Raw genomic sequence first — 25,489 nt, 5'->3', positions numbered from 1 at the left:
AGTCCCGCGGCAAGCCAGTTCGATACGACAAGCGGCGCTATCGCCGCCGCCACCGGATTGAGATCATGTTCGGCAGATTGAAGGACTGGCGCCGCATCGCCACACGCTACGACAGATGCGCCACGACCTTCCTGTCCGCCGTCGCTCTCGCCGCAACCGTCATGTTCTGGCTTTGACGATCAATGAGTCTGGAGCCTAGGTGGCCAAGAGCCACCACGGGAAGCCAATTCGTTAGAAGCTGTTGAATCCGCTTCATTTTTCCGGTTGACAGACCTGCCCCCATTGACCTACCCCTTGATCATCGAAGAATTGCGCCCGGAGGAACCCCCTCGCGGGCGCTTTTCATTTCCCTCCCCCACATCCCGAACCCCATCCCATGGACCTCGTCTTTGCCCCGAGCCAGGTTGAGTCTTGGCCGATTGCCCGGCTGCGCCCCTATGCCCGCAATGCCAAGGTGCATGGCGACGACCAGGTGGCGAAGATCGCCGCCAGTATGGCCAAGTTCGGCTGGACCGTTCCCTGCATGGTGGCGGACGATGGCGAGCTGATCGCGGGCCATGGCCGCGTGCTGGCTGCGACCATGCTCGGGCTGACCGAGGTGCCGGTGATCCGGCTCAGCCATCTCGATGAAGCGGAGCGCCGGGCCTACCGGATCGCCGACAACAAGCTGACGGAACTGGGCGAATGGGATGAGGCGATCCTGCGCGACGAGATCGCAGGGCTCTTGGCCGAGGATTTCGACCTGACGCTGTTGGGCATCAGCGACGATGACCTCGACGCATTGCTCCGGGATCCCGAGGCGCTGGGCGGAGACGGCCCGGTTGAAGGCGAGGACGAGGTTCCGGAACTGCCAGTCACACCGGTTTCGGTGCCGGGCGACCTCTGGCAGCTGGGCGCGCACCGGCTGATCTGCGGCGACAGCACCGCGGCCGATGTGGTCGGACGGCTGCTGGGTGATGTGCGCCCCCTGCTGATGGTCACCGATCCGCCCTATGGCGTGGAGTATGATCCCTCCTGGCGCAACCAGGCGGGCGCGGCGAAGACCAAACGCACCGGCAAGGTGCTGAACGACGACCGTGCCGACTGGCGCGAGGCATGGGCGCTGTTCCCAGGCGACGTCGCCTATGTCTGGCATGGCGCGCTGCATGCGGGGACCGTGGCCGACAGCCTGGCGGCCGCGGGTTTCGCCATCCGGTCGCAGATCATCTGGGCCAAGGATCGGCTGGTCCTCAGCCGTGGCGATTATCACTGGCAGCACGAACCGTGCTGGTATGCCGTCCGCACCAAGGGCAAGGGTCACTGGGCAGGGGACCGCAAGCAGACGACGCTGTGGCAGATCGCCAACCGGGATCAGGACGCTGACACGGTCCACGGCACGCAGAAGCCGGTCGAATGCATGCGCCGCCCGATCCTGAACAACTCCAGCCCCGGCCAGGCGGTCTATGAGCCGTTCATGGGATCCGGCACCACGCTGATCGCGGCCGAGACCACGGGCCGGGTCTGCTTCGGCGTGGAACTGAACCCCACCTACGTCGATGTCGCCATCGAGCGTTGGCAGTCCTTCACGGGTCAGGAGGCTGTTTTAGCGGAAACCGGCGAAACCTTCGCAGCCCTGAAAGCCAAGCGGTTCGCCGCATGAACGCGCCCCTCCTGCCCGGCCGGATTGAACACTGGTCACTGGCCCGCCTCCACCCCTACGCCCGGAACGCCAAGACCCATGACGCCGACCAGGTGGTGAAGATCGCTGCCAGCATGGTCGAGTTCGGCTGGACCGTCCCCTGCCTCGTCGCCGCCGATGGCGAGTTGATCGCGGGTCACGGCCGCGTCCTGGCCGCGGCCCAGCTGGGTCTGGCCGAGGCGCCGGTGATCGTGCTCGGGCATCTGAGCGAGGCGCAGCGCCGGGCCTATCGGATCGCAGACAACAAGCTGACCGAACTGGGCGGGTGGGACGAGGCACTGCTGCTCGAGGAACTGCGCGGACTGATCGCCGAAGACTTCGACCTCGGGCTCATCGGGATCCCCGAGGACGAGCTCGATGCCCTCCTGCACGATGCCGACGACCGCGCGGCCATTGACGATGACACTGCCGACACCATCCCCGAGGCCCCGGCCGACCCGATCACCCGGCCGGGTGACATCTGGGCGCTGGGCGATCACCGGCTGATCTGCGGCGATGCGACCGACCCTGGTGTGGTGGCGCGGCTGATGGACGGGGCGCAGGCATCAGTGCTGTTCACCTCCCCGCCTTATGCCCAGCAACGCGACTATGGCACGGCGAAGGAAAAGGTCGGCGATTGGGATGCGCTGATGCAGGGCGTGTTCGCGGCGGCGCCCGTCACCGCCGATGCCCAGCTGCTGGTGAACCTCGGCCTCGTCCATCGCGATGGCGAATGGATCCCGTATTGGGACAGCTGGGTCGACTGGATGCGCGCGCAGGGCTGGCGGCGGTTTGGCTGGTATGTCTGGGACCAGGGGCCCGGCCTGCCCGGCGACTGGAACGGGCGGTTGGCGCCGTCGCACGAGTTCATCTTCCACTTCAACCGCCAGCCCCGGAAGCCGAACAAGACGGTCGAGAGCAAGCACGCGGGCGAGACCCTCGGCGGCGGCGGCCTGCGCGGGGCCGACGGCATGGTCCATCGCAAGACCGGCTTCGGCAACGCGATCCAGAGCCACCGCATCCCCGACAGCGTGTTCCGCATCATGCGTCACAAGGGCGGGCTGGGTGCGGCCGGATCGCACCCGGCCGTGTTCCCGGTGGCGCTGGTCGAGGCGGTGCTGGAAGCCTTCACCGACCCCGGCGACCTGGTATTCGAACCCTTCTGCGGCTCCGGCACCCAACTGATCGCGGCTGAGCGCACCGGGCGGCGCTGCTTTGCGGTGGAGCTGGACCCTGTCTACTGCGACGTCGCGGTGCGACGGTGGGAGATGGCGACGGGGAGAAAGGCAACGAAGCGTCCGGATTGATCGAGAGCCTCGCCTCTAGATAACGGCGAGCAGTGGGGCGAAATCGTTCCGCTTGACCAGTTTTCGGACATGCGCGGGATAGCAGTTCCCCATTCCAGAACTGATCCGATGAGTTTCGCGAGCCTGTGCGTTAGTCAGCAGGAAAAAGGTCGGCGTGATCGTTCTCAGGTCGAGTTCCACGAAGAGAAAGAAATCGGCTTCACCCTTCGTACCCAGGTCGACGGGCCAACGAGTAATTTCGGTGGGGCGTTCCAGGAACTGTCGGGTCTTTACCTCGATGGATTTCGCCTCACCGTGGACGACCACGATCAGATCGTGCCCCGGCGCGCCTTCGGGACTGATGTAGGCGGCAAGCCCAAGCGTGTTCAGCTTCGCCAAGGCAAGCAGTTCTCCGAGGGTTCCGGCCTGTTGATGGGATAGCTTGTGCAAAGCGGTCAACTCCATTTAGCGGCAGCGTAGTTGCCTGCCACGCAGTACTGCAAGAAGGAGCAGCTTCATCAGCGCGCCCGAATTCGTCCCGCGAACTGTGTGAGCCCGCCACCGGACCATATCTGTGAGTTCGGTAGCGTTCAGGGCCGGGGCATCCGGAGATCGGCACCACGCCATCGGGCGTCGGCGCGGGGAGGCAATGGTTTGAAAGAACTGGCTTGCGGGAGGTGGCCGCTCCATGCCTGAATAACCTACCGTCAATAATCGAAATCGATGATCCGTCGACGCCGATTGGACCAGACTGTTCTGCAGCCTCATGCGGAGTGCAGGCCCAGATGACCAAGCATGAGATTTCGGGTCACGTCGCCGCCGGGTGGGAACCTGTTCGCGCGGCATTCTGCAGGAATTTCGACGCTGGCGGGGAAGTCGGCGCGGCAGTTGCGGTGCAGCATCGCGGCGAATTGGTTGTCGACCTCTGGGGTGGGCTACGCGACCCGGCGACTGGCGCTCCCTGGAAAAGCGATACGATGGTCGTCGTCTTCTCCGCTACCAAGGGCATCGCGGGCCTTGTCATGGCCTATGCCCATTCGCGCGGCTGGATCGACTATGAGGCACGGGTTGCAGAATACTGGCCCGAATTCGCTCGGAACGGAAAGGCCGAGATTACCATACGGCAGTTGCTGTCCCACCAGGCCGGGCTGCATGCCTTCCACCAGAAGGTCGATCGAGAGGTCATCGCGGATTTCGACCGACTGGCCCGGATCATGGAGGCTGAACGACCGGAATGGCCACCCGGGCAGCACTACGCCTATCACATCATGTCGCTGGGCTTTTACGAAGGTGAATTGATCCGACGTGTGGATCCGCAACACCGAACGCTTGGTCAGGTTCTCAAGGAGGACCTTGCCGATCCCCTGGGGGCTGAGTTCTATATCCGCTTGCCGCCAGACATCCCGGACGACCGCCTCGCGCCGATACAGACTCCAGGCATCGTGGCTTCCATACTGGGGCTACCTCTGGCCATGATCCCGAAGGTTCTGAACCCCTGGAGCCATGTCTTCCGCTCGACCATGGTGAACCCCGGAACGATGATCGCCGTAGACAGGGACACTGTCTATGCGCGTGATCTGGAGGTTCCTTCCGGAGGTGGCGTTGGGACTGCTCGCGCGCTGGCGAAACTCTACGGAGAATTTGCGACCGGCGGCAAAAGGTTGGGAATCCGCCGCGACACGCTGGAAGCATTGAAGGCGCCGGCGATCCCGCCCGAGGGCGGGACCAGGGACATGTGCCTTACCACCGACATCTCGTATTCGCTTGGCTTCATGAAGCCGTTTTACGGCTTGCCCATCGGATCGCCATCGGCCTTCGGAACACCCGGTGCAGGTGGTTCGATGGCATTTGCCGACCCTGAGATCGAGCTTGGTTATGGCTATGTGATGAACCGGATGGGGACAGGGGTGGAACCCGATCCAAGAGACGTGGCCCTGAGAGATGCAATCGCCACGGTGCTTGGATGAAGCAAGGTTAGAGGCTTCGGACCCGCCGCAAGCTCACCCCATCCGATAAACCGTCCCCCTTCCCTCGACCTTCTCGGCGATGATGAGCAGGCCCAGCTTCTTCTTCAGCACGCCCGAGATCGAGCCCCGGACTGTGTGCGATTGCCAAGAAGTCGCCTCGACCATCTCGGCAACCGTCGCGCCTTCGGGGCGCTGGAGCATGGCGATGATCTGCGCCTGCTTCGTGCCACCACGGATGGCGACGTGTTTCGCGGTGTCGGCGTCGTCTGGGTTCCGTTCCACCTCATGCTTTGACTTCGCCTTCCGCGCGCTGGCAACGGCGCTCGCCACCACCGGCTCGATCCCGATGGCCTCCAGCCCGGCCTCGGTGGCGATCAGCGTGGTGCCGTGGCCGTCGCCGGTCTCGCGCCACATCGGCTCGCCGCGCCGCAGGTTGGCTTCGACCTCCTCGAGCCAGCCGCGGGCGATCATCTTGCCGACCACCATATTGGCGGCGGCGCCGACCAGCCCCTCGGGCAGAGGCAGGGCGAGGTTCCCCGGCCGGGTCGCGGCGCGGGACAGGATCAGGGACTGGGTGTCGGACGGGGTGGTCATCGGGGCCTCCGTGGCACTGGGCGCGCGCTGTGCGGGCCTTCTACGGAGACAAGCCCCGTCGTGCTGACGGGGCGGCCGTCGCGCCGTGTGGGCGCGTCAGGCGGCGTGTTCACCCTCGCCAAAGAGGAAGTCAGTGATCTTGCGCAGATCGGCGGCAACGCTGTTGAGTGATCCGACGGCACCCCAGTTGATGGCGTCCGGATCAAATTCGAAATGGTCCGCGCTGAGCGCCTTCAGCTGCTCCAGCATCACATCGATCTCTGCCTTGGCGGCGATGAAGGCGTCGGGGGCTTTGTTCTACCGCTCCCTCGAACCGGTGGCGGGAGCGGTCTCACTGTCGGGGGCGCGGCGGGTGGTCATGGCGGTGGCATCCTTCGGTGAGTTGCATCGTTTCCTTGTGATCAGACTCGCTCTGTCGCGCGCATCAATCAACTGAATACCAAGCGATATCATGCGCTTGATCGGATTATCCTCGCCATGAAAGGCATGAGCGAACGCGAGTACGCAGCCCATTCCGGCCTGTCCCGCGGCGGGGTGCAGAAGGCGCGCAAGAACGGGCGGCTAGTGGTCCATGACGACGGGTCGATCAACGCCGCGGCCTCGGACGTGCTGCGGGCGGAAATGACGGACCCCGACCAGCAACGCCGGTCTCTTGGTGGCGATGGGCTGGCCAGCGGCCCCGGGGACACGACTTCGTATATCAAGGCGCGCACGGCGCTGACGGTTTACGCGGCGCAGGAGCGCCAACTGGCCGTCCAGAAGAAGAAGGGCACGCTGGTCGACCGGGCCCGGGCGGAAACGCTGGTGTTTCGCCTGGCGCGGCAGGAACGGGATGTCTGGGTCACCTGGCCCGGACGGGTGGCCGCGCTGATGGCGGCGCAGATCATGGCGGAGGTGGAACGGCAATCCGGGGCATCGGTGACGATCGAGACCGCGATCATGCAGAGGGTGCTGGAAGCCCATGTCCGCGAACAGCTCGACGCACTCGCCGACCTCCGGGTCTCGCTTGCATGATGAGGACCGGTTTCGTGACAAAGAAACGCAAAGGTCCAGTGGACCTTTGCGAGGGACGAATGCCCGGAGCGCAAGCGAAGGGCCGGACGATGACAATGACCTGACGGCCGACCTCGACCTCGGCTTCGACGGCGCTGAAGACCTGCTGCGGGTCTGGCGTCAGGGGCTGCGCCCCGATCCGAACCTGACCGTGTCGGAATGGGCGGATCAGCATCGCTGGTTGTCCTCGCGCGGCGCGGCCGAGCCGGGGCGCTATCGCACCGCCCGCGCGCCGTACCTGCGCGAGATCATGGATGCGCTGTCACCTGGCCATCCCGCCCAGCGCATCACCTTCATGAAGGCCGCGCAGGTGGGCGCGACCGAGGCCGGGAACAACTGGATCGGCTTTGTCATCCACCACGCGCCGGGGCCGATGCTGGCAGTGCTGCCGAGCCTGGAATTGGCAAAGCGGACGTCGCGTGGCCGATTGGACCCGCTGATCGCGGACAGTCCGGCGCTGCGCGAGCGGGTGAACCCGGCCCGGTCGCGCGATGCCGGAAATTCGATGCTGTCGAAGGAATTTCCCGGCGGCATCCTGGTGCTGACCGGGGCCAACTCGGCCACCGGCCTGCGGTCGATGCCCGCGCGCTATGTGTTCCTCGACGAGGTCGATGCCTATCCGGCCTCGGCCGACGAGGAAGGCGATCCGGTCACGCTGGCCGAGGCGAGGACCACCACCTTCTCACACCGGCGCAAGGTGTTCATGGTCTCGACCCCGACGATCCGGGGGCTGTCCCGGATCGAGAGGGAATTCGAGGCTTCCGACCAGCGGCGCTACTTCGTCCCCTGCCCGCATTGCGGCGCCATGCAATGGCTGCAGTTCGACCGGCTGCGCTGGGCGAAGGGTAAGCCGGAAACGGCGGCCTACCATTGCGAGGGATGCGAGCGCCCCATCGCCGAGCACCACAAGACAGAGATGCTCGCCCGCGGCGAATGGCGGGCGACGGCGGTTTCCAGGGATCCGAAGGCAATCGGCTTCCACCTCTCGGCGCTCTATTCGCCGCTCGGCTGGAAAAGCTGGTCCGACGTCGCGCGGGAATGGCTGGCGGCCCAAGGGTCGGACGAGACGCTGCGCGCCGCGCGCAACACGCTTCTGGGCGAGACATGGGTCGAAAGCGGCGACGCGCCGGAATGGCAGCGGCTGGCGGATCGGCGCGAGGCGTGGAAGGCGGGAACCGTGCCGATGGCCGGGCTGTTCCTGACCGCCGGGGCAGATGTGCAGAAGGACCGCATCGAGGTCGATATCTGGGCCTGGGGCCGGGGGCTGGAAAGCTGGCTTGTCGATCACATCGTCATTCCAGGCGGGCCTGACGATCCGGCCGCCTGGAACAAGCTGACAGCCTTGCTCGGGCGCAGCTGGCAGCACGCAAACGGCGCGTTCATGACCGTGGCGCGTCTTGGCATCGACACGGGCTACGAGGCGGCGGCGGTCTATGCCTGGTCGCGGAAGGTCGGCTTCGAACAGGTGGCGCCCCTGAAGGGCCTCGAAGGGTTCAACCGGTCGGCCCCCGTTTCTGGCCCGACGTTCGTCGATGCGACCATCGGCGGCAAACGGCTGCGCCGCGGCGCGCGGCTCTGGTCGGTGGCCACGGCGACGTTCAAGGCGGAGACCTACCGCTTCCTGCGGATCGAACGGCCCTCGGACGAGGACCGCGCCACCGGGGCGCTCGATGCCCCCGGCACGATCCACCTTCCCGGCTGGGCCGACACCGAATGGCTGAAGCAGCTGGTGGCGGAACAGCTGGTCACCATCCGCAACAAGCGCGGCTATGCCCACCAGGATTGGCAGAAGATGCGCGAGCGGAACGAGGCGCTGGACTGCCGGGTCTACGCCCGCGCCGCGGCATGGATCCTCGGTGCCGACCGGTGGGACGAGGCGACCTGGCGGCGGCTCGAAACACAGGCGGGCGTGGAAACGCGCATGCCTGCAGCCATCCCGACTGACTCCACACCACCCGACCCGGCCCAGCCCAAGGCCGGAACCCTGACCACGCCACGCCGGAAGCGGCGGGCCTACACCCCGAACTTCATGAGGGACTGATGGATCTGGAACGCATGCAGGCCCTGCTCACGGCACTGCAGGAAGCCCGCTTCGCCGGGCTGCGCAGCGTCAGCTACGACGGAAAGACCGTGACCTATGGCTCGGACGCCGAACTGGCTGCGGCGATCCGGGATCTGGAAGGACGGATTGCCACCGCCTCTGCCACGCCGCGTCGCCGCCGCTGGGGCACCGTCGCCACGAAGGGTCTGTGACCATGGTCCTCGACGCCTTCCGCGCGCGGCTCGGGTCGATCATCGGTGGCTTCGACGCGGCGCAGTCACATCGGCGCATGCGCGGATTCCGGGCCACCCGGGCGCATGTGAACACGCTGATCGCCGCCTCCGGCGAGACTATCACGGCCCGCGCACGCTGGCTTGTCCGCAACAACGGCTACGCCGCCAACGCAGTAGATGCCTTTGCCAACCATGTCGTCGGCGACGGGATCAAACCCTCGTCTAAGATCGCGGACGCAGCGAAGAAGGAAGAGCTGCAGAAGCTCTGGCTCGCCTGGACCGACGAGGCGGATGCGGAAGGCTTGACCGATTTCTTCGGCCTGCAGCGCCGGGCCGCGCGGGAAGTGTTCCTCGCGGGCGAAGTCTTCCTGCGCATCCGCACCCGCCGCCCCGAAGATGGACTGACGGTGCCGCTGCAGCTGCAGATGCTGCCATCGGAAATGCTGCCCCAGGACATGACCCGCGTGCTACCCGGTGCGGGGTCGATCCGGCAAGGGATCGAGTTCGACGGGATCGGCCGCCGCGTAGCCTACCACTTCCTGCGCCGCCATCCGGGTGACATGATCGATCCGGGGCTGGCGGGCGAGACGGCGCGCGTACCCGCGTCCGAGGTGATCCATATCCTCGACCCCGTGGAGGCAGGCCAGCTGCGCGGCGTGTCGCGCTTTGCCGCGGCCGTGGTGAAGCTGTTCACCCTCGACCTCTACGACGACGCCGAACTGGAGCGGAAGAAGACCGCGGCGATGTTTGCGATGTTCATCACGTCGCCCGCCCCGGAAACCGCCCTCGACCCGGCCGAGGACGACCTCGAGGTGGAACCCGGACAGGTGGTGCGGCTTGACCCGGGCGAGGATGTCACCACGCCATCAACGCCGGACTCGGGCAGCACTTACGAGCCGTTCCAGTACCGCACGCTTCTGCAGATCGGCGCGGCGCTGGGCGTGCCCTATGGCTATCTGACCGGCGACACGGCGAAAGGGAACTTCTCCAACACGCGCATCGCGCTCGTGGACTTCCGTCGCCGCATCTCGGCCTTCCAGCATTCGGTCATCGTCTACCAGCTCTGCCGCGCCGTCTGGACGCGCTGGATGGACACGGCCGTGCTGGCAGGGGCCATCGATCTGCCGGGCTATACGACCGACCGGCGGCAATACCTCGCCTGCGACTGGCTCCCCACCAAGTGGGACTGGATCGACCCGGCCAAGGATGCCGCGGCCGAAATCCTGCAGATCGAAGCAGGCCTGAAATCCCGCACGCAGGCCATCGCCGAACGCGGCTATGACGCCGAACAGGTCGACCGGGAAATCGCCGCGGAACGCAAACGCGAGGCCGCGCTGGGCCTCGACTTCCGGCGGCCGGGATCCCCGGCGCAGCCAGCCGGTGGCGGCAGCGAGGATCAGGGCGACGAAACGGACCCTGACAAGCAGGACCAGCGCGAGAACGACGACGGCGAGGACCGGGAACCCCGGCACGCGGAGGACGCATGATGCATCACACGCAGATCGCCCAGCGCGTGTTCAACACGCCCCTGATGGTCGATCCCGCCAAGGCGCTGGCCTTCCTTACCGGCCTTGGTCCGCGGATCACCGGCAGAGAAATCAGCGTCGAGGGGCTGGAGATCATGGCCGATGATGAGCATGCAGCCACTCTGCCCGCCCGGGCGTCGCTCTTTGGCGACGACCTGACCAACCGCCAGGCAAGGAATGGCGACCAGCCCTTCGCCGTCGTCGAGGGGATCGCGGTCATCGAAATCGCCGGAACGCTGGTGCATCGCGGGGCGTGGATCGGTCAATCCTCGGGGCTGACATCCTACGAAGGGATCGCGGCGCAGCTGCAGGCTGCTCTTTTGGACCCGGCGATCCGTGGCATAGCCCTCGACATCGACAGCTTCGGCGGCGAGGTCGCGGGGGCCTTCGACCTCGCCGACCGCATCCGCGCCGCGCGTCAGGTCAAGCCAGTCCATGCCTTCGTCGCCGATCACGCCCTCTCGGCCGCCTATGCGCTGGCCTCGCAGGCCGATCGGATCATCCTGCCGCGCACCGGTGCGGTCGGCAGCATCGGCGTCGTGGCGATGCACAGCGACATGAGCGGGGCGCTTGATCAGAAGGGCATCGCCGTCACGCTTATCCATGCAGGCGCGCGCAAGGTCGATGCGAACCCTTATCAGCCCCTGCCCGAGGCCGTCCGCGACCGGATCGCAGGCGAGTTGGAGGACCTGCGCCAGCTCTTCGCCGAAACCGTCGCCGAAGGTCGTGGCCGGCGCTTGGACACGCTGCAGGCGCTGGGCACCGAGGCCGCCGTGTTCCGTGGGGAGGCGGCAGTCTTCGCCGGTCTCGCCGATGAGCTGGCCGATCCGGTCACCGCGTTCCGAACCTTCGCCGCCGCACCCCGCGGCACATCCACCCCAAAAGGAAAGGGCCCGATGATGACCTCTGCTCCCGAAGATCATGCGCAGCCTGCGGCCGCGCCTGCCGCCAGCACCCCGCCGGAACCTGCCGCGCCCGCGGCAGTCGCGCCGTCGCAAAGCGCGGCGGCCGCGATGTCGCCCGAAGCGATCCGCGCCGAGGCGGCCGAAGTCGCGCAGGTCTGCGCGCAGGCCGCGCGCCTCGGCATACAGATCGATGCAGCCGATGCGGTCGCCAAGGGCGTGAAGCCCGAAGCCCTGCGCGTCAAGGTCCTGGCCGATCTCGCCGCCCGCAGCGATGCCGCGGGCATCATCGCCACCGCCCCCGCGGCGGGTGCGAAGGAAAGCCCCATCGTCGCCGCCGCGAAGAAATCGGCCGCTGCCTCGCGCTGATCCCGGCGCAATCCATCCCCCAACATTGTGGAGACTGAACCATGCCCGTCCTGACGGAACCGCCCAGCATGGGCGATGTCCTCAAATACGAGGTCAACCCGAACTATACCCGCGAGGTGGTGACGCTGCTCGCCGGCATGCCCTATCCGGTCGGATCGGTGCTGGGGAGAGTCACGGCCAGCGGCAAGTACACCCTCTCGACGGCCGCGGGCACCGATGGCGCAGAGGCCGCGACGGCCGTGCTGCTCTATGCCGTCGATGCCACGCTCGCGGACGCCACCGGTATCGTTCTGGTCCGCGGCCCGGCAATCGTCTCGCGCGCAGAGCTCGCCTACGACGCCACCGTCGACGACGCGGCCAAGATCACCACCAAGATCGGCCAGCTGGCAGCCGCAGGCATCATCGCCCGCGACGGCGTCTGACGCGCAGCCTCGACCGGCCGCCTGACCCGTTGGCCTCGCCCATTCCTTCATATCCCCCCGGAGTCCCACTATGACCCTCGTCCGCAATCCCTTCGATGCTGGCGGCTATTCGCTGGCCGAGATGACGCAGGCCATCAACATCCTGCCCAACCTCTACACCCGCCTCGCCCAGATCGGCCTCTTCCGTTTCGAAGGGGTCAGTCAGCGGTCCGTCATCATCGAACAGTATGAAGGCGTCCTCAGCCTTCTGCCCTCCGTCCCCCTCGGCGGCCCGGCCACCGTCGGCACGCGCGAGGGACGCTCGATGCGGTCCTTCGCCCTGCCGTGGATCCCGCATGACGACGTGGTCCTCCCCGCCGACATCCAGGGACAGCCAGCGCTGGGCGGCGCCTTCGACGCGGCCGATCCGCTTGTCGAGGTGATGAACCGCAAGCTCATGCTCATGCGCCGGAAGCACGCCCAGACCCGCGAATACATGGAGATGAACGCGCTGCGCGGCATCGTGAAGGACGGGGCCGGGACCACCCTCTACGACTACTTCACCGAATTCGGCCTGGCGCAGATCTCTGTGGACTTCGTGTTGGGCACTGCCGGAACGAACGTGCAGGGCAAGGTCCGCGAGGTGCTGCGCGCCATCGAGGACAACCTCCTGGGCGAGGCCATGACCAGCGTGCATGCTCTCGTCAGCCGCGAATTCTTCGACAAGCTGATCGCGCATCCGAAGACCGAGGAGGCATACAAGTTCTACGCTGCCACCGGCGCGCAGCCCCTACGCGAGGATGTGCGCCGCAACTTCCCCTTCGGCGGCATCCTGTTCGAGGAGTATTCCGCCACGGTGACCCTTTCGACCAAGGCCACCGAACGGCTTGTCCCGGCAAACGAGGGCATCGCCTTCCCGCTCGGCACGATGGACACCTTCACCACCTATGGCGGCCCGGCCAACCTGCTGGAAACCGCCAACACCATCGGCCTGCCGCTCTACGCCCGCCAGCATCTCGACGAGAAGGGCCGCTGGATCGACGTGATGACCGAGGCCTCGATCCTGCCGGTCAACAAACGGCCCCGCCTCGCCGTACGGATCCACAGCTCGAACTGACGGGCGCACCGATGTCCGTCTTTGCCGCAGCCCTGGATCGCATCTTCACCCATGCCTCCATGGCGACCCCGGCGCTCTGGATCTCGGCCACCACATCCGAGGAACGCCCGATCCGCGTCATCCGCCGCGCACCGGATCGCATCACCGACTTCGGTGCTGGGCGCTTTGTCAGCGACACGACGGTGGTCGACGTGCGCGTGGCCGACCTGCCCACCCCGCGCTCGGGCGACGTAATCGTCATCGGCGCCGACAGCCATGTGATCCAGGGAGAACCGCTGCGCGACCGGGAACGGCTGATCTGGACGCTGGACCTGAGGCCAGCATGAAACTGAAGCTCACCATCGATCCTGACATCGTCGCGATGATGCAGGCGGAAATCGCTGCCGGTGAAAAGGCCGTCACCACCGCCATGCGCGAGGCAGGCGCGGGCCTCAAATCCGCCTGGCGCGGCCAGATCACCGCAGCAGGCCTCGGCACCCGGCTTGGCAACTCGATCCGGCTCGCGACATATCCCAAGGGCGGCGACAGCCTGAACGCGGCGGCGCTGGTCTGGTCGAACGCCCCGGTGATCGTCGGCGCGCATGACACAGGGCCGCTGATCCGGTCACGCAACGGGTTCTGGTTGGCCATCCCCACCCCGGCCGCAGGCAAATCCACTCCTGGCGGCCGCATCACCCCAGGCGAATGGGAACGCCGCACCGGCCTGCGCTTGCGGTTCATCTACCGGCGCAGGAGTCCGAGCCTCCTGGTCGCGGAGGGACGACTGAACAGCAAGGGGCGCGCCGTGGCGTCACGGGCCAAGACCGGCCGCGGGCTGACAACCGTGCCGATCTTCCTCCTCGTGCCGCAGGTCAAGCTGCCGAAGCGGCTGGACCTGGCGCGGGATGCGGAACGGGCCATCGACGGTGTGCCGGGGAGGATCGTCGCGGGGTGGAAGAGACATTAGCATTGCCAACACGATCACTGCGCACGCACTCGAGTAAGCTTGTCGTCAAATCTGAACGTGAAGTCACCAGAGCCGAAGTTTATCTCTCTCCAACGGCGATCTCCAACTTGCGAGAACAGTTCCTCCCTGCATGCTCCAGGATCAACTTCGTTTAGTTCGATCGGACGCCACTGAATGGTCTGACTAGCGGTGTCAGTGAAGTACAGGTCAAGGTTCATTCCCAAAGTATTTGAGCCGACGTTGCAAACTCTAATTTTGAGGCGCACGTTGGGACTATCTTCGGACGGTGCACTCACTCGCAGCACACTGAAACGGACCCGAGCAGGCTGGCTCCCTGATAGGATGCCAGCTCTGTAATCAAAATCCTGAACCGCCGACGCGTTCGCATACGATACGAAAATAGGATCAGAATCGGCAGAGCCAAAAGCAAGGCTTGGGAAGTCAAAACTCCCATTCCAGATAGCTTGATATGCAACAAGGCTTAGAAGGTAAAATATCGTTGCCCACGCAATCTCACTGAATGCCTTCCCAAGTTCGATATCGCCCGCGGCAGAACTTCCGTTAGTAGTGCCCGATTGAAAAATCCGAGCAAAGCCGTTTGAATAGAACTTCATTGTTTGGTCAAAAATCTTGTCAAATCTACTCGTATCGGTGTCGGTGAGTGCCGCCACCAACAGCAAACCGGTTTGTAAGGCGAAAACCCTTACAATCATCGGAACCCACAAAAGAATCCCGACGACGGCCCAAACGGCTGCTGCAACCAACTGTGCGAGAAACATCAAACTGAACCTCTCGGTGACGCGCCACTTGACCGCTAAGCTACGCACTGAGAAAAAAAGGTAAAGCTTCTGATGCCAACCGCCCGCGAAACTGTCCTCGCCGCGCTCTCCGCGCGGCTGCAACCGCTTGCCGCCCTCACCCTGCGTGACGAGGTGCTGCCCGAGCGTATCCCGGCGGCGGGGCTGATCATCCTGCGCGACGGCCAGCCGGGCGAGCCGGAGGTGACGCTGTCGCCGCTGCGCTATCACTACCAGCACCGCACCGAGCTGGAGGTCGTCGTCCAGGCGGGCACCGGCCGGGCCAGCACCTTCGATGACCTGATCGCCGGCATCGGCTCGACGCTGGAAGCTGACCGCACGCTCGGTGGCCTCTGTGACTGGGTCGAACCGGAGGCCCCGGCCTCGGTCGACCTGCCGGTCGAGGGCGCCGCGGCATTGAAGGCGGCGGTGATCGCCGTCGTCCTGCACTACACCACGACCGGGCCTCTGGCCTGATCCCCGCGTCCTGGACTTGCTGCCTCAGACTGTGGGTTAGTCGCTCTACTGGTCGTCTTCCCGGTATGGATTGTCGCCCAGCCACCACAGCAGAAAGATTGCCAGACCAGGCGAGAAGAAGAGGCTGACCAGGATCCACCGGACGGCACTGCGACCCCGCGCTTCTGCCATTTCGGCGGGCAGCAGGATCAGGATCCAGATGCTGAAATAGAAGACGACCAGCCCGAAGATCAGAAAAAGAATAGCTTCGATCACGGTGCGGCCCCCTCCTTCTGGCCGAAATACCGACCCCTTAGCAGGTTCCGTAGAAGCCGCGAGAATAGCGGCAGTACTCGGTTGCCACGCCTGAGCGGATCATCTCGGCAGCGATGTCCCTGCCATCGGGCAGGAAGCACTGGGCTACGAAGCGCCCGTAGCGGTCGATGTCGAGAATGGCGCAGCGCAGATGCTTGCCGGAGATGAGCCGGCGCAGCGTGGCGGTGGCGGCGGATCCGCCCTGATGGTTCCATTCCGGCGCATCGAGGCCCCAGACCCGGATGCGGCGGGATTGGCCACTGAGGGTGAAGGTATCGCCGTCGAGGATCTTGCTGACCCTGGCATCGAGGACGGGAGCCTCCTCGGCCCGGGCGCCCGGGGCGACCAGCAGGATCAGGGAAACCGCAAGGGCCACGAGCAGGGCAAGAGCGGGACGAAGGCGGCGCTGCAGCCGCGGAGCAGGAAATTGTTCGGTCATGCGGCCATGATGGCGCGGATCGAGGCGGCGCCGCAAGACGGCCACGACCAGAGAGATCAGGAAAGAGGAGAGACCCGATGGCACGTGCGCAAGGCGCGCGGGCGCAGATGGCGCTTGCGTTCGAGACCACCTATGGCACCCCGCCCGCGAGCGGCTTCACCCGGATGCCCTTTGCCAGCACCACGCTCGGCTCGGAACAACCGCTTCTGTCGAGCGAGCTTCTGGGCTACGGCCGCGATCCCCTGGCCCCGGTCAAGGATGCGGTGACGGCGGATGGCGATGTGGTGGTGCCGATCGATGCCGAGGCCTTCGGCTTCTGGCTGAAGGCGGCCTTCGGCGATCCGGTCACCACGGGCACGGGGCCATATACCCACGAGTTCCGCTCGGGGAGCTGGACCCTGCCGTCGATGTCGATCGAGACCGGCATGCCGGAGGTGCCGCGTTATGCGATGTACTCCGGCTGCGTCCTGGACCAGCTCAGCTGGCAGGTGCAACGCTCGGGCCTCCTCACCGCCACGGCCCGGCTGGTGGCGCAGGGCGAGACCATTGCCGCCGCGAGCGGGGCTGGCACGCCGGAGGAGCTGTCCCTCCTGCGGTTCGGGCACTTCAACGGCGCGATCAGCCGTGATGGCGTGGCGCTTGGCAATGTGGTCTCGGCCGAGGTGACCTATGCCAACAACCTCGACCGGATCGAGACCATCCGCGCGGACGGCAAGATCGACGGGGCCGATCCCTCCATCGCCGCCCTCACGGGGCGGATCGAGGTTCGCTTTGCCGACCAGACCCTGGTGGCACAGGCGCAGACCGGCGATCCCTGCGAGATCGGCTTCGCCTACAGCCTGCCCACGGGCGAGAGCTTCAGCTTCACCGCCCATGCCGTCTACCTGCCGCGGCCCCGGATCGAGATCCCGGGCCCGCAAGGGATCCAGGCCAGCTTCGACTGGCAGGCCGCCCGGGCCGAGACCACCGGCCGGATGTGCACCGCCACCCTCGTCAACTCTGTCGCAACCTATTGAGAAGTCCCCCGTCATGCTGACCCTCGATCTGACCAATGCACCGTCCTGGTGCGACCTCATTCCCGGCGTGCGCGTGAAGCTGCGCCCGCTCACCACCGCGCTGATGGTCGCGGCGCGCGGCGATCCCACGATTGCCGGTCTGCCCGAAGGGGCGGCAACCGAGGAAGCCGCGCTCGCCATGGCAAAGGCGCTGGCCCGGCGCGCGATCCTCGACTGGGAGGGGATCGGCGATGCCGAGGGTAAGCCCTTGCCGGTCAGCCCCGAGGCGATCGACGCGCTTCTCGACCTCTGGCCCGCCTTCGAGGCGTTCCAGACGTCCTATGTCGCGAAGGCGCTCCTGCTGGACGCGGAAAAAAACGGCTCTGCGCCCTCGCCGACTGGGTCTTCGGCGGGGGCGAAGGCTACTGCGCGGCCTGCGGAACAACCTGTCCCGACTGCCCCGCACGGCTGAACCAGCCGCGGACGCTGGACGGCGCGCAGGTCTGGGATCTGGTCCAGCGCCTCGGCGGGCAGTTGCGCGTCCTCCCCGGCGCGGTGATCGGCTGGGACATGGGGGCGGCCCTGGCCTTGGGCGCCGCTCTCGGCATCTCCTCACCCGCCATTGCCGAACTCCTGCCCGAGATCGAGGCGGTGATGGTGCGGAAGCTCAACGAGCAGCTGCGATCAGGCAGCCTGCAGGGGCACGATCCCTGAGACGTCGACGGTCTCGCGGGCGCGGGCCAGATCCCAGGCCCGCTGCAGGTTCATCCAGTATTCCGGTGTGGTGCCGAAATAGGTGGCCAGCCGCATCGCCGTGTCCGCAGTCAGCGCTGTCTCGCCCTTGACCAGCCGTTCGATCCGGGTACGCGGAACCTGCAGGTGCCGGGCAAGGGCGGGCGCGCTCATCTCGAGGGGAAGAAGATAGAGCTCGTGCAGGACTTCGCCCGGATGGGAGGGGTTGGTGATCAGGCTCATCGTCATTCCTTTCAGTGGTAGTCCACGATCTCGACATCCTGCGGACCCTGATCGGTCCAGACGAAACAGATGCGCCACTGGCCGTTGATGCGCACCGAATGCTGCCCTGCGCGATCCCCGCTCAAGGCTTCCAGATGGTTGCCCGCCGGAAAGCGCAGGTCTTCAAGCTGCATGGCCGCGTCCAGTGCCGAGAGCATGGCGCGCGTCCGTCTGACCAGATCAGCCGGAAAGCCCTTGCCGAAGCTGTCCTGGACCGCAGCGGCGGCAAGCTTTCCACGCGTGCTGATGATCATGCCCCCATGTATCACGCCATGATACATAAATCAAGGACTCCCCCATGGCCGAGAAACGCGTCTCCGTCCGCCTTGCCGCCGTGGGCGGCCGCCAGGTGCGCGCCGAACTGGAGGGCGTCGGCGAGGCCGGTGCGAAGGGCTTCGGCCGCCTCAGCCGCGAGATGGAACTGGCGAACACCCGGCTGGCGAGCTTTGCCCGCCGCGCCGGTCTGGCCCTTGGCGCTGCCGCGGCTGCCGCCACGGCTTCCCTCGGCCTGATCGTCCGCTCCACGGCCGAGAGTGCGGCGCAGATCCGGCAGTTTGCGCAAGTGGCCAATGCCACGCCGGAAGCGCTGCAGCGCTGGTCAGCCGGGGCCCGGACGGTCGGGATCGAGCAGGAGAAGCTTGCCGATATCCTGAAGGACGTGAACGACCGGGTCGGGGACTTCCTGCAGACCGGCGGCGGGCCGATGAAGGACTTCTTCGAGACCGTCGCACCGCGCGTGGGCGTCACCGCCGATCAGTTCGCGCGGCTCTCGGGGCCTGAGGCGCTGCAGCTTTACGTCGACACGCTGGAGCGGGCGGGCCTGAGCCAGCAGGAGATGACCTTCCATCTCGAGGCGATGGCCTCCGATGCCACCCGCCTTCTGCCGCTCCTGCGGAGTGGCGGGGCGGAGATGGCCCGGCTCGGCGACCAGGCCTCCGATCTCGGCGCGGTGCTGGACGGCGATGCGCTGGATGCGCTGCGGCGCACGCAAGCCGCACTGGGCAGCGTGTCGCTGGTCTTCGAGGGCCTGCGCAACCGCATCGCCGTGGCAGTGGCCCCGACCGTCGAGGCGCTGGCCAAGGCCTTCGTCGCGCTGGCCTCCGACGGCGGCATCCTGCGGACGGCGATCGATGCGCTGGTCGGCAACCTCGGCCGCCTGGCCAGCTATGCCGCAACCTTCGCCGCGGTGATGGCGGGACGCTGGGTCGTGGGCGTCGCGGCGGCGGCACTCTCCGTCCGCGGCCTTGCCACCGCTCTCGTCTTCCTGCGCGGCGCGCTGATCCGCACCGGCATAGGGGCGCTGATCGTCGGAGCGGGGGAACTCGTCTACCAGTTCACCCAGCTCGTCGCCCGGGTCGGCGGTGTCGGCGAGGCATTCCGGTTGCTCGGGGATCTGGCGCGGGAGGTCTGGTCACGCATGGGTCTCGCACTGGACGCCGCACTTGCCCGCATGGCGGCCGGATGGGAGGGGCTGAAGGCGGCCGGTCTCACGGCGCTGGAGGGCACGATCGCCGGTGTCGTCAGCTTCGGCGACCGGACGGCGGCGATCTTCCAGGGCGCCTATGACGCCGCTGTGGCGATCTGGGGCAGTCTGCCCGGAGCCATCGGCGACTTCGCCTTCCAGGCCGCGAACGGGCTGATCTCCGGCGTCGAGGCGATGCTGAACGGCGTCGTCACCCGGATCAACGGCTTCATCGAGGGGCTGAACGCGGCGCTGGCCCTCCTGCCGGACTGGGCCACGGGGGAAGGCGGGGTGCGGATCGGCACGCTCGACCCGGTGGAACTGGGCCGGATCGGCAATCCGTTCGCAGGCGCGGCAACCGCTGCAGGCACCGCGGCGGCGGAAGCCTTCTCGGCCGCGATGGCACGGACCTATCTGGAACCGCCCGATCTCGGCCTCGGGGCGATGGCCGATGATGCCCGCACCACGGCGGCAGGCTACCGCGAGGCCGCAGGGATGCTTGCCGATGCTGCGGGTCGGCCGCTGGCCAGCTGGCAGGCGCTGAAGGATGCGATGACCGGCGCGGGCAGCGAGGGCGAAGCGGCACTCGACGGCGCGGCAGACGCGGCCGGCGCGCTCGCGGATGGCTTTGACGATGCGGGCCGCGCGGCCGGGGGCGCGGGTACGGCGGCGAAGAAGGCGGCGGAAGAGGCGGCCACCGGCTGGCAAGCCGTGACAAAGACCCTGGCCGACTATGCCAAGGGCGCGATGGACTGGGGCAAGGGCCTCGGCGAGACGCTGGTCTCGGCCTTCACCTCGGCCGAGAACGCCTTCCGGACCTTCGTCACCACCGGCAAGTTCGACTTCAAGGGGCTGGTCTCCTCGATCCTGGCCGATCTGGCGACGCTCACCTTCCGGACCTCGGTGCTCGGCCCGCTTGCCGATTGGCTCTCGAAAGGCCTCGGCGGGATCTTCGCCCCGGTCAAGCATGCGGGCGGCATGGTCGGCCCCCCCGGCCCGGGCCGCATGGTGCCGGCGCTGGCCTTTGCCGGCGCGCCCCGGCTGCATTCCGGCGGCTGGGCCGGACTCCGGCCCGACGAGGTGCCCGCGATCCTGCAGCGCGGGGAGCGGGTCTTGTCCCGGGCCGAGGTGGCCAGCGGCTTGGGTCGTGCTGGTGGTCTCGCCGGTGCGGGTGGCATCACGATCAGCATCGATGCCCGCGGCGCGCAAGCCGGGGTTGCCGAGCAGATCGACGCGAAGCTGCGCGCCGCGATCCCAGAGATTGCGCGTCTAGCCCGCGCCAGCGTCGCCGATGGGCGGCGGCGCGGCCATGCGCTGTGAACGGAGAGGTTGAGCGATGATCCCGGAACTGCCGCTGACCCTGGTGCAGACGCTGGAACGCCGCCTCGTCACCGCCACGGCCGTGGCGGCCTCGCCCTTCACCGGGACCGAGGAAGTCCAGGACTGGGGCGGGGAATGGTGGGACTATGCGATAGAGATGGCGCGCACCACCGGTCGCGACGGCCGCCGCCTCTCGGCCTTCCTCACCGCCCTCGGCGGCCCGCGCGGGCGGTTCCTGTTCCGTGACCCGACCATCCGGCAACCGGGAAGCACGCTCGCGCCCCAGGTCGCAGGCGGCTTCCAGACCGGCAATCAGCTCATCACCGCCGGATGGCCGCCCTTCTCGACGCCGCTCCTTGCCGGGGACTTCTTCTCTCTGGGCTCGGCCGCCCAGACCCGGCTCCATCAGCTGACGGCGGATGTCATCACCGACGAGGCGGGTATGGCGACGCTCGGCTTCGTGCCGCGGCTCCGGTCCGCGCCCGAGGATGGCACGCCCCTGGAGATCGCGGCGCCTGCCGTACTCTTGCGCCTCACCGCGCCAATGCCAACCCGGATCGGCCGGGCCGAGAGCTTCCTCTTCACCCTTGCCGCCCGGGAGGCGCTATGAGCCGCGATCTGACCCCCGACTTCGCCGCGGCACTGGCCGGTCGCGATCTTCGCCCGGTGATCTTCTTCGAGGGTCACTTCGCCTCCGGACCGCTGCGGCTCTGGTCGGGCCTCGGCGAGATCGGCTGGGCCGGGGAAAGCTGGTCTGGCGCGGGCGCGCTCCTGGGCCTCGGCTCCATCGAGGAGACCTCCGAGGTGGTGGCGGGTGGCACCTCGGTCTCGCTCTCCGGCATCCCGCCGTACCTGGTGCAGCTGGCCATCGCCGAGGCGCGTCAGGGCCTGCCGGGTCGGGTCTGGCTCGGGCTTCTGACGCCGGAGGGTCAGATCGTCGCCGATCCGGTCCTCGCCTTCGCCGGGCGTCTCGATGTGCCCGAGATCACCGACGATGCGGAGACCTGCCGGATCACCATCAGCTACGAGTCCCGACTGATCGACCTCAACACGCCCCGCAGCTGGCGCTACACCCATGAAAGCCAGCAGGCGCTCTACCCCGACGATCTCGGGTTCGAATATGTGGCGGCGATCCAGGACCGGGAAGTGACCTGGGGGCGGGGGTGAGGAGTGCGCAGAGGCAGGTCAGGGGTCACTGGCTTGCCGGTGTCAGCGTTACGACATCGGTCACCGTCCGACAGGAATTGGCGATGCCGTCCACGCATCCGGTTGTCGTCTGCTCCAGGCGCACCGTTCCGTCAGGCTGTGGCGCCGCAGTGTAGCTGCCCGTCCCGGTTCCCGTGACGCCGCTCCCCGAGAACGTGTAGGACACGCTGCCCGACGCCATGTCGGTCGGGCTGTAGCTGAAGAGGGCCGTGCCGCCCTGGAAGGTGCCGTTCAGTTCGAAGGGCGCGTCCAGCGCGGCGACAGATCCGGTGATGTCGACGCCGGGACCTCCCCCGACGGTGCCGCCCTTGGCCGTCCAGCCCTTGGGGCAGAGCGTGTCGAGCAGCTGCCGGGCGATCTCGGGCCCGAGATCAAGGACGGCGGCTTCGGCCGCAGTGCCCGAGATGCTCTTGATCACCTGGCCGTCGGGATGGGAGCGCATCTCGACAACATAGCTTGCCTGTCCGCCCTCGATGCTGGTCGCACCGGTGATCATGATCGAAGGGTCGATCAACTGGCCCGGGGTGACCCGCGAGGCTGGATCGAAGGCCTCGCTCTGCTGCAGGTCGATCTCGGCCTGAAGGTCCTTGCGCCGATTCCACTCCACGAAAATGGCCGGGCAGTCGGCGAAGGCGCCGTTGGCGTCCAGCATCTGCACGGCGTCGGTGAGGATGAGGTCGCCAAAGCCTGCGCCGAGCGCCTGGGTTTCCGCATCGCCGGTTCCGGTGAACTCTCCGATGGCAATCGCAGGGGTGCCTTCTGGGGCGGGAACCTGCGCGAGGACTGGGGCTGCAATCGAAAGCGACAGCACGAGCACGGACAGTCTGACCACGGCAACCTCCCGGCTGAACGACGGATCCGGGTGAAGCCTAGCTTGCGCGCCCTGGAACGCAATGCCGATCGTTGTCGACCAATCGCTCCTGTGGACCCGGCCGCGCGCCAATACTCCGCGCCGGTTCCCGCAGGCATCATGACCTCCCCCGATCACCCCCTTCCGGAGGACTACCATGCCTCGCATCGATCAATGGGAGTTGCGCCTCGCGGAGGCCATCGAGGCCGCACGAGACCAGCCCTTCCGCTGGGGCGAGCATGACTGTGCGATCTGGGCCTTCGACCTGCGCCGCGACATCGCGGGCGGTCATGATGTGGCGGCGCTCTGGCGTGGGCGCTACAGCACCCCGCGCGGGGCGGTGCGTGTGATGCGGCGGCTTGGCTGGTCCTCGCTCGAGGCGGTGGGCCGCGATCTCCTGGGCGAACCCTTGCCCTCGGTGCATCTCGCCCAGCGGGGTGATCTCGTTCTGGCGAACACCGGCCTCGGCTTCGGCGCCTGCCTCGGCACCCGGGCTGCGGGCATCGCGCCCGAAGGCCTCGTCTTCGTTCCCCTTTCCGCCTGTCGTCTGGTCTGGCGCGTCTAGAAAGAAGCCATCCCCATGCCCTTCATCGTCTCTGCCGTCACGGCGATTGCCGGGGCGATCTCCGGCGTCCTGGCCGCGGGCGGCATTGGTGCTGCACTGGTGCGGCTCGGCGGCACTCTCCTTCTGTCCTACGCCTCCCAGGCGCTGATGCCGAAGCCGAAGGTGGCGCTGCAGGCCAGAAGCGTGACGGTGCGCGAGCCGGTGGTGCCGCGGGATCTGGTCTATGGCCGGGCGCGGAAGGGTGGCGTCATCACCTTCCTGCATGCCTCTGGGTCGAAGGACCAGTATCTGCACCTGGTGATCGTGCTCGCCGCGCATCGGGTCAGATCGATCGGGGCGGTCTGGTTCGATGGCGAGATGGCGGTGAGCGCGGGCGGCCTCGTGCAGGGCCGCTGGGCGGGCAAGATCACGCTGGAGAAGCGCCTCGGGGCCGAGGATCAGGCGGCCTTTGCCAGCCTGATGGCGAATGTTCCGGACAAATGGACCGCGGCGCATCGGCTGGCGGGCTGCGCCGCGCTCTATCTGCGGCTGACCTATGACCCGGATGCCTTCCCGGGCGGGATCCCGAACATCACCGTGGACATCGAGGGCAAGGACGACATTCTCGATCCGCGGACGGGAGCTCGCGGCTATTCGGAGAACCCGGCGCTCTGCCTCGCCGATTACCTCGCCCATTCCACCTTCGGCATCGGGGCCGAGATCGGCGCGGGGGACGGGGTGGAGCGCGAGAGCCTGATCGAGGCCGCCAACATCTGCGACGAGACAGTGCCACTGGCCTCGGGCGGCACGGAGCGGCGCTACAGCTGCAACGGTGTCGTCTCGCTGTCGGAACCCCCGAAGGCGATCATCGAGGGCCTCCTCTCCGCCATGGCCGGGCGGGCGGCGGTGCAGGGCGGCACCTGGCGAATCCACGCCGGGGCGTACCGGCTGCCCGAGATCACGCTCGGCGCCGATGATGTCCGCGCGGGCGGGCTGGTGCTTGCGACCCGGGTCAGCCAGTCGGAGAACTTCAACGCCGTGCGCGGCCAGTTCGTGAGCCCGGAGAACGATTGGCAGCCCGACGACTTCCCGGCCTACATGAGCGAGGTCTATCTCGCCGAGGATGGCGGCGAGCGGAAGTGGCGCGATCTGTCCTTGCCCTTCACCATCTCCGCCGCGATGGCGCAGCGGCTGGCCAAGATCGAACTCGAGCGCGCCCGGCGCCAGATGACGGTGAAGCTTGCCGGCAAGCTCGCGGCCTGGCGGGCCGGCGTGGGCGAGACGGTGATGCTCTCCTATGCCCGCTGGGGCTTTACGGCGAAGCCCTTCGAGGTCCAGGGGGTGAGCCTCGATCTGACTGCCTCGGGCGACGGGGCACTGCTCCTGCCGGAACTTGTCCTGCGCGAGACCTCGCCCCTCGTCTATGACTGGTCGGCGTCCGAGGAAGCGATCTATGCCGCGGCGCCACGCACCAGCCTGCCGGGGCCGGGTGATGTGCCGGCACCCGGCACGCCGCATCTGGCGGAAGAGATGTACGAGACCCGGAGCGGGACCGGGGTCCGGACCCTGATCCGCGTCACCTGGGTCGAGGCGCCGTCCGACTTCGTGCGCGACTACCAGGTCCGGGCGCGGCGGATCCTCGACAAGGACGGCCTCTCCACCGGGGAAGACTGGATCACGCTTGGCCGCACCGACCAGCCCGCCTGGGAAATCCGCGATGTGAAGCCCGGCCGCTGGGAGGTGGCGGTGAAGTCGCTCTCAGTGATCGGGGTCTCTTCGGCTTACGTCAGCGCCGAGATCGAGATCCTCGGGCTGACCGCCCCGCCCGCTGCCCTCGAAAACCTCACGATCCAGACCGCGGGCGGTCTCGCCATCCTGAAATGGTCGCCCTCGGCCGATCTCGACGTGCGGATCGGCGGGCGGATCGTGATCCGGCATTCCGCCGCCACGACCGCGACCTGGGCCACCTCGACCAGCATGGACGAGGTGGCAGGCTCCG

Annotated in this window: 31 protein-coding genes; 22 read left to right on the top strand and 9 right to left on the bottom strand. The window is 67.2% G+C overall.

The window, feature by feature from the left end; translation table 11 throughout:
- The 3 genes from I7S92_RS22140 to I7S92_RS22130 all read left to right on the top strand — a co-directional run.
- Positions 1–176: transposase (locus I7S92_RS22140; protein WP_197647634.1), on the top strand; the 176-nt coding region annotated here is incomplete at its 5' end.
- Between the two features lie 200 nt (positions 177–376).
- Positions 377–1,639, top strand: coding sequence for a site-specific DNA-methyltransferase (locus I7S92_RS22135; protein WP_197647679.1), 1,263 nt, complete (start codon positions 377–379; stop codon positions 1,637–1,639).
- Positions 1,636–2,964 carry a site-specific DNA-methyltransferase gene (locus I7S92_RS22130; protein ID WP_197647678.1) on the top strand — a complete coding sequence of 443 codons (1,329 nt, stop codon included), beginning with the start codon at positions 1,636–1,638 and terminating at the stop codon, positions 2,962–2,964. The genes I7S92_RS22135 and I7S92_RS22130 overlap by 4 nt, the downstream gene beginning before the upstream one ends.
- Before the next feature lie 15 nt (positions 2,965–2,979).
- On the opposite strand, the gene I7S92_RS22125 is transcribed toward I7S92_RS22130, so the two are convergent.
- Entirely contained in the window at positions 2,980–3,408 is a 429-nt protein-coding gene (locus tag I7S92_RS22125; RefSeq protein WP_197647677.1) for a hypothetical protein, read from the bottom strand.
- Positions 3,409–3,728: 320 nt separating this feature from the next.
- Here I7S92_RS22125 and I7S92_RS22120 point away from each other — a divergent pair, with 320 nt between their 5' ends.
- Complete coding sequence (locus I7S92_RS22120) at positions 3,729–4,910, top strand: serine hydrolase domain-containing protein (RefSeq protein WP_197647676.1); 1,182 nt, start codon at positions 3,729–3,731, stop codon at positions 4,908–4,910.
- Positions 4,911–4,943: 33 nt separating this feature from the next.
- On the opposite strand, the gene I7S92_RS22115 is transcribed toward I7S92_RS22120, so the two are convergent.
- Both I7S92_RS22115 and I7S92_RS22110 read right to left on the bottom strand, forming a co-directional pair.
- Positions 4,944–5,504: a DUF3489 domain-containing protein gene (locus tag I7S92_RS22115; protein ID WP_197647675.1), complete on the bottom strand. Its 561-nt coding sequence runs from the start codon at positions 5,502–5,504 to the stop codon at positions 4,944–4,946.
- A 96-nt stretch (positions 5,505–5,600) separates the two neighbouring features.
- Positions 5,601–5,753: a hypothetical protein gene (locus tag I7S92_RS22110; protein WP_386003862.1), complete on the bottom strand. Its 153-nt coding sequence runs from the start codon at positions 5,751–5,753 to the stop codon at positions 5,601–5,603.
- A gap of 228 nt (positions 5,754–5,981) precedes the next feature.
- Between I7S92_RS22110 and I7S92_RS22105 the strand changes: the two genes are divergently transcribed.
- The 9 genes from I7S92_RS22105 (at position 5,982) to I7S92_RS22065 (ending at position 14,092) form a co-directional block, all read left to right on the top strand.
- On the top strand, positions 5,982–6,518 hold the full coding sequence (locus I7S92_RS22105) for a hypothetical protein (protein WP_197647674.1): 537 nt from the start codon (positions 5,982–5,984) through the stop codon (positions 6,516–6,518).
- Positions 6,519–6,564: 46 nt separating this feature from the next.
- Positions 6,565–8,598 carry a phage terminase large subunit family protein gene (locus I7S92_RS22100; RefSeq protein ID WP_197647673.1) on the top strand — a complete coding sequence of 678 codons (2,034 nt, stop codon included), beginning with the start codon at positions 6,565–6,567 and terminating at the stop codon, positions 8,596–8,598.
- A complete protein-coding gene (locus I7S92_RS22095) occupies positions 8,598–8,810 on the top strand; it encodes a phage head-tail joining protein (RefSeq protein WP_036706918.1) in 213 nt (70 codons plus the stop codon). Before I7S92_RS22100 ends, I7S92_RS22095 begins: the two co-directional genes overlap by 1 nt.
- A 2-nt stretch (positions 8,811–8,812) precedes the next feature.
- The gene (locus I7S92_RS22090; RefSeq protein ID WP_197647672.1) at positions 8,813–10,318 is read left to right on the top strand and encodes a phage portal protein; all 1,506 of its coding nucleotides are present in this window, start codon (positions 8,813–8,815) and stop codon (positions 10,316–10,318) included.
- Complete coding sequence (locus tag I7S92_RS22085; protein WP_197647682.1) at positions 10,318–11,628, top strand: S49 family peptidase; 1,311 nt, start codon at positions 10,318–10,320, stop codon at positions 11,626–11,628. The genes I7S92_RS22090 and I7S92_RS22085 overlap by 1 nt, the downstream gene beginning before the upstream one ends.
- A gap of 41 nt (positions 11,629–11,669) precedes the next feature.
- Positions 11,670–12,050 (top strand): head decoration protein, encoded by a 381-nt coding sequence (locus tag I7S92_RS22080; RefSeq protein WP_197647671.1) that lies wholly within the window; start codon positions 11,670–11,672, stop codon positions 12,048–12,050.
- Between the two features lie 70 nt (positions 12,051–12,120).
- Positions 12,121–13,146 (top strand): major capsid protein, encoded by a 1,026-nt coding sequence (locus tag I7S92_RS22075; protein ID WP_197647670.1) that lies wholly within the window; start codon positions 12,121–12,123, stop codon positions 13,144–13,146.
- Between the two features lie 11 nt (positions 13,147–13,157).
- Complete coding sequence (locus I7S92_RS22070; protein ID WP_197647669.1) at positions 13,158–13,472, top strand: head-tail joining protein; 315 nt, start codon at positions 13,158–13,160, stop codon at positions 13,470–13,472.
- A complete protein-coding gene (locus I7S92_RS22065) occupies positions 13,469–14,092 on the top strand; it encodes a DUF6441 family protein (protein WP_197647668.1) in 624 nt (207 codons plus the stop codon). The genes I7S92_RS22070 and I7S92_RS22065 overlap by 4 nt, the downstream gene beginning before the upstream one ends.
- 14 nt (positions 14,093–14,106) lie before the next feature.
- Here I7S92_RS22065 and I7S92_RS22060 read toward each other — a convergent pair whose 3' ends face one another.
- Complete coding sequence (locus I7S92_RS22060) at positions 14,107–14,871, bottom strand: hypothetical protein (RefSeq protein WP_197647667.1); 765 nt, start codon at positions 14,869–14,871, stop codon at positions 14,107–14,109.
- A 72-nt stretch (positions 14,872–14,943) separates the two neighbouring features.
- Between I7S92_RS22060 and I7S92_RS22055 the strand changes: the two genes are divergently transcribed.
- Positions 14,944–15,366 (top strand): acyl-CoA transferase, encoded by a 423-nt coding sequence (locus tag I7S92_RS22055; RefSeq protein ID WP_197647666.1) that lies wholly within the window; start codon positions 14,944–14,946, stop codon positions 15,364–15,366.
- A 45-nt stretch (positions 15,367–15,411) separates the two neighbouring features.
- On the opposite strand, the gene I7S92_RS22050 is transcribed toward I7S92_RS22055, so the two are convergent.
- On the bottom strand, positions 15,412–15,621 hold the full coding sequence (locus I7S92_RS22050) for a hypothetical protein (protein ID WP_197647665.1): 210 nt from the start codon (positions 15,619–15,621) through the stop codon (positions 15,412–15,414).
- Positions 15,622–15,658: 37 nt separating this feature from the next.
- On the bottom strand, positions 15,659–16,099 hold the full coding sequence (locus I7S92_RS22045) for a thermonuclease family protein (protein WP_197647664.1): 441 nt from the start codon (positions 16,097–16,099) through the stop codon (positions 15,659–15,661).
- 77 nt (positions 16,100–16,176) lie between these two features.
- Between I7S92_RS22045 and I7S92_RS22040 the strand changes: the two genes are divergently transcribed.
- The 3 genes from I7S92_RS22040 to I7S92_RS22030 all read left to right on the top strand — a co-directional run bounded on the left by I7S92_RS22040 (position 16,177) and on the right by I7S92_RS22030 (position 17,808).
- Complete coding sequence (locus I7S92_RS22040; protein ID WP_197647663.1) at positions 16,177–17,115, top strand: phage tail tube protein; 939 nt, start codon at positions 16,177–16,179, stop codon at positions 17,113–17,115.
- Between the two features lie 13 nt (positions 17,116–17,128).
- Positions 17,129–17,566 carry a phage-derived protein YdaY family protein gene (locus I7S92_RS22035; RefSeq protein ID WP_197647662.1) on the top strand — a complete coding sequence of 146 codons (438 nt, stop codon included), beginning with the start codon at positions 17,129–17,131 and terminating at the stop codon, positions 17,564–17,566.
- Between the two features lie 62 nt (positions 17,567–17,628).
- Positions 17,629–17,808, top strand: a complete 180-nt coding sequence (locus I7S92_RS22030; protein ID WP_242070349.1) for a DUF7697 family protein — start codon at positions 17,629–17,631, stop codon at positions 17,806–17,808.
- On the opposite strand, the gene I7S92_RS22025 is transcribed toward I7S92_RS22030, so the two are convergent.
- Positions 17,779–18,069 (bottom strand): HigA family addiction module antitoxin, encoded by a 291-nt coding sequence (locus I7S92_RS22025; RefSeq protein WP_197647661.1) that lies wholly within the window; start codon positions 18,067–18,069, stop codon positions 17,779–17,781. The two genes, I7S92_RS22030 and I7S92_RS22025, sit on opposite strands and share 30 nt — an antisense overlap.
- Positions 18,070–18,080: 11 nt before the next feature.
- Positions 18,081–18,362, bottom strand: a complete 282-nt coding sequence (locus I7S92_RS22020) for a type II toxin-antitoxin system RelE/ParE family toxin (protein WP_197647660.1) — start codon at positions 18,360–18,362, stop codon at positions 18,081–18,083.
- Between the two features lie 44 nt (positions 18,363–18,406).
- On the opposite strand from I7S92_RS22020, the gene I7S92_RS22015 reads away from it, so the two are divergent.
- Genes I7S92_RS22015 through I7S92_RS22005 form a run of 3 tightly spaced genes read left to right on the top strand, consistent with a single transcriptional unit; the run spans position 18,407 to position 22,057 of the window.
- Complete coding sequence (locus I7S92_RS22015) at positions 18,407–20,890, top strand: phage tail tape measure C-terminal domain-containing protein (RefSeq protein ID WP_197647659.1); 2,484 nt, start codon at positions 18,407–18,409, stop codon at positions 20,888–20,890.
- Positions 20,891–20,906: 16 nt separating this feature from the next.
- Entirely contained in the window at positions 20,907–21,500 is a 594-nt protein-coding gene (locus I7S92_RS22010; protein WP_206761152.1) for a hypothetical protein, read from the top strand.
- Positions 21,497–22,057: a hypothetical protein gene (locus tag I7S92_RS22005; RefSeq protein WP_197647658.1), complete on the top strand. Its 561-nt coding sequence runs from the start codon at positions 21,497–21,499 to the stop codon at positions 22,055–22,057. Before I7S92_RS22010 ends, I7S92_RS22005 begins: the two co-directional genes overlap by 4 nt.
- Positions 22,058–22,082: 25 nt before the next feature.
- On the opposite strand, the gene I7S92_RS22000 is transcribed toward I7S92_RS22005, so the two are convergent.
- Positions 22,083–22,928, bottom strand: coding sequence for a hypothetical protein (locus I7S92_RS22000; RefSeq protein WP_197647657.1), 846 nt, complete (start codon positions 22,926–22,928; stop codon positions 22,083–22,085).
- Between the two features lie 175 nt (positions 22,929–23,103).
- Here I7S92_RS22000 and I7S92_RS21995 point away from each other — a divergent pair, with 175 nt between their 5' ends.
- Together I7S92_RS21995 and I7S92_RS21990 are read left to right on the top strand one after the other, a co-directional pair.
- Positions 23,104–23,511, top strand: a complete 408-nt coding sequence (locus I7S92_RS21995) for a DUF6950 family protein (RefSeq protein WP_197647656.1) — start codon at positions 23,104–23,106, stop codon at positions 23,509–23,511.
- 15 nt (positions 23,512–23,526) lie between these two features.
- The coding region (locus I7S92_RS21990) for a phage tail protein (protein WP_197647655.1) at positions 23,527–25,489 on the top strand (1,963 nt) is incomplete at its 3' end.

This window comes from Tabrizicola soli (assembly GCF_015999335.1).
Lineage (GTDB): Bacteria > Pseudomonadota > Alphaproteobacteria > Rhodobacterales > Rhodobacteraceae > Tabrizicola > Tabrizicola soli.
This window is presented reverse-complemented; position numbering and strand designations above follow the sequence as displayed.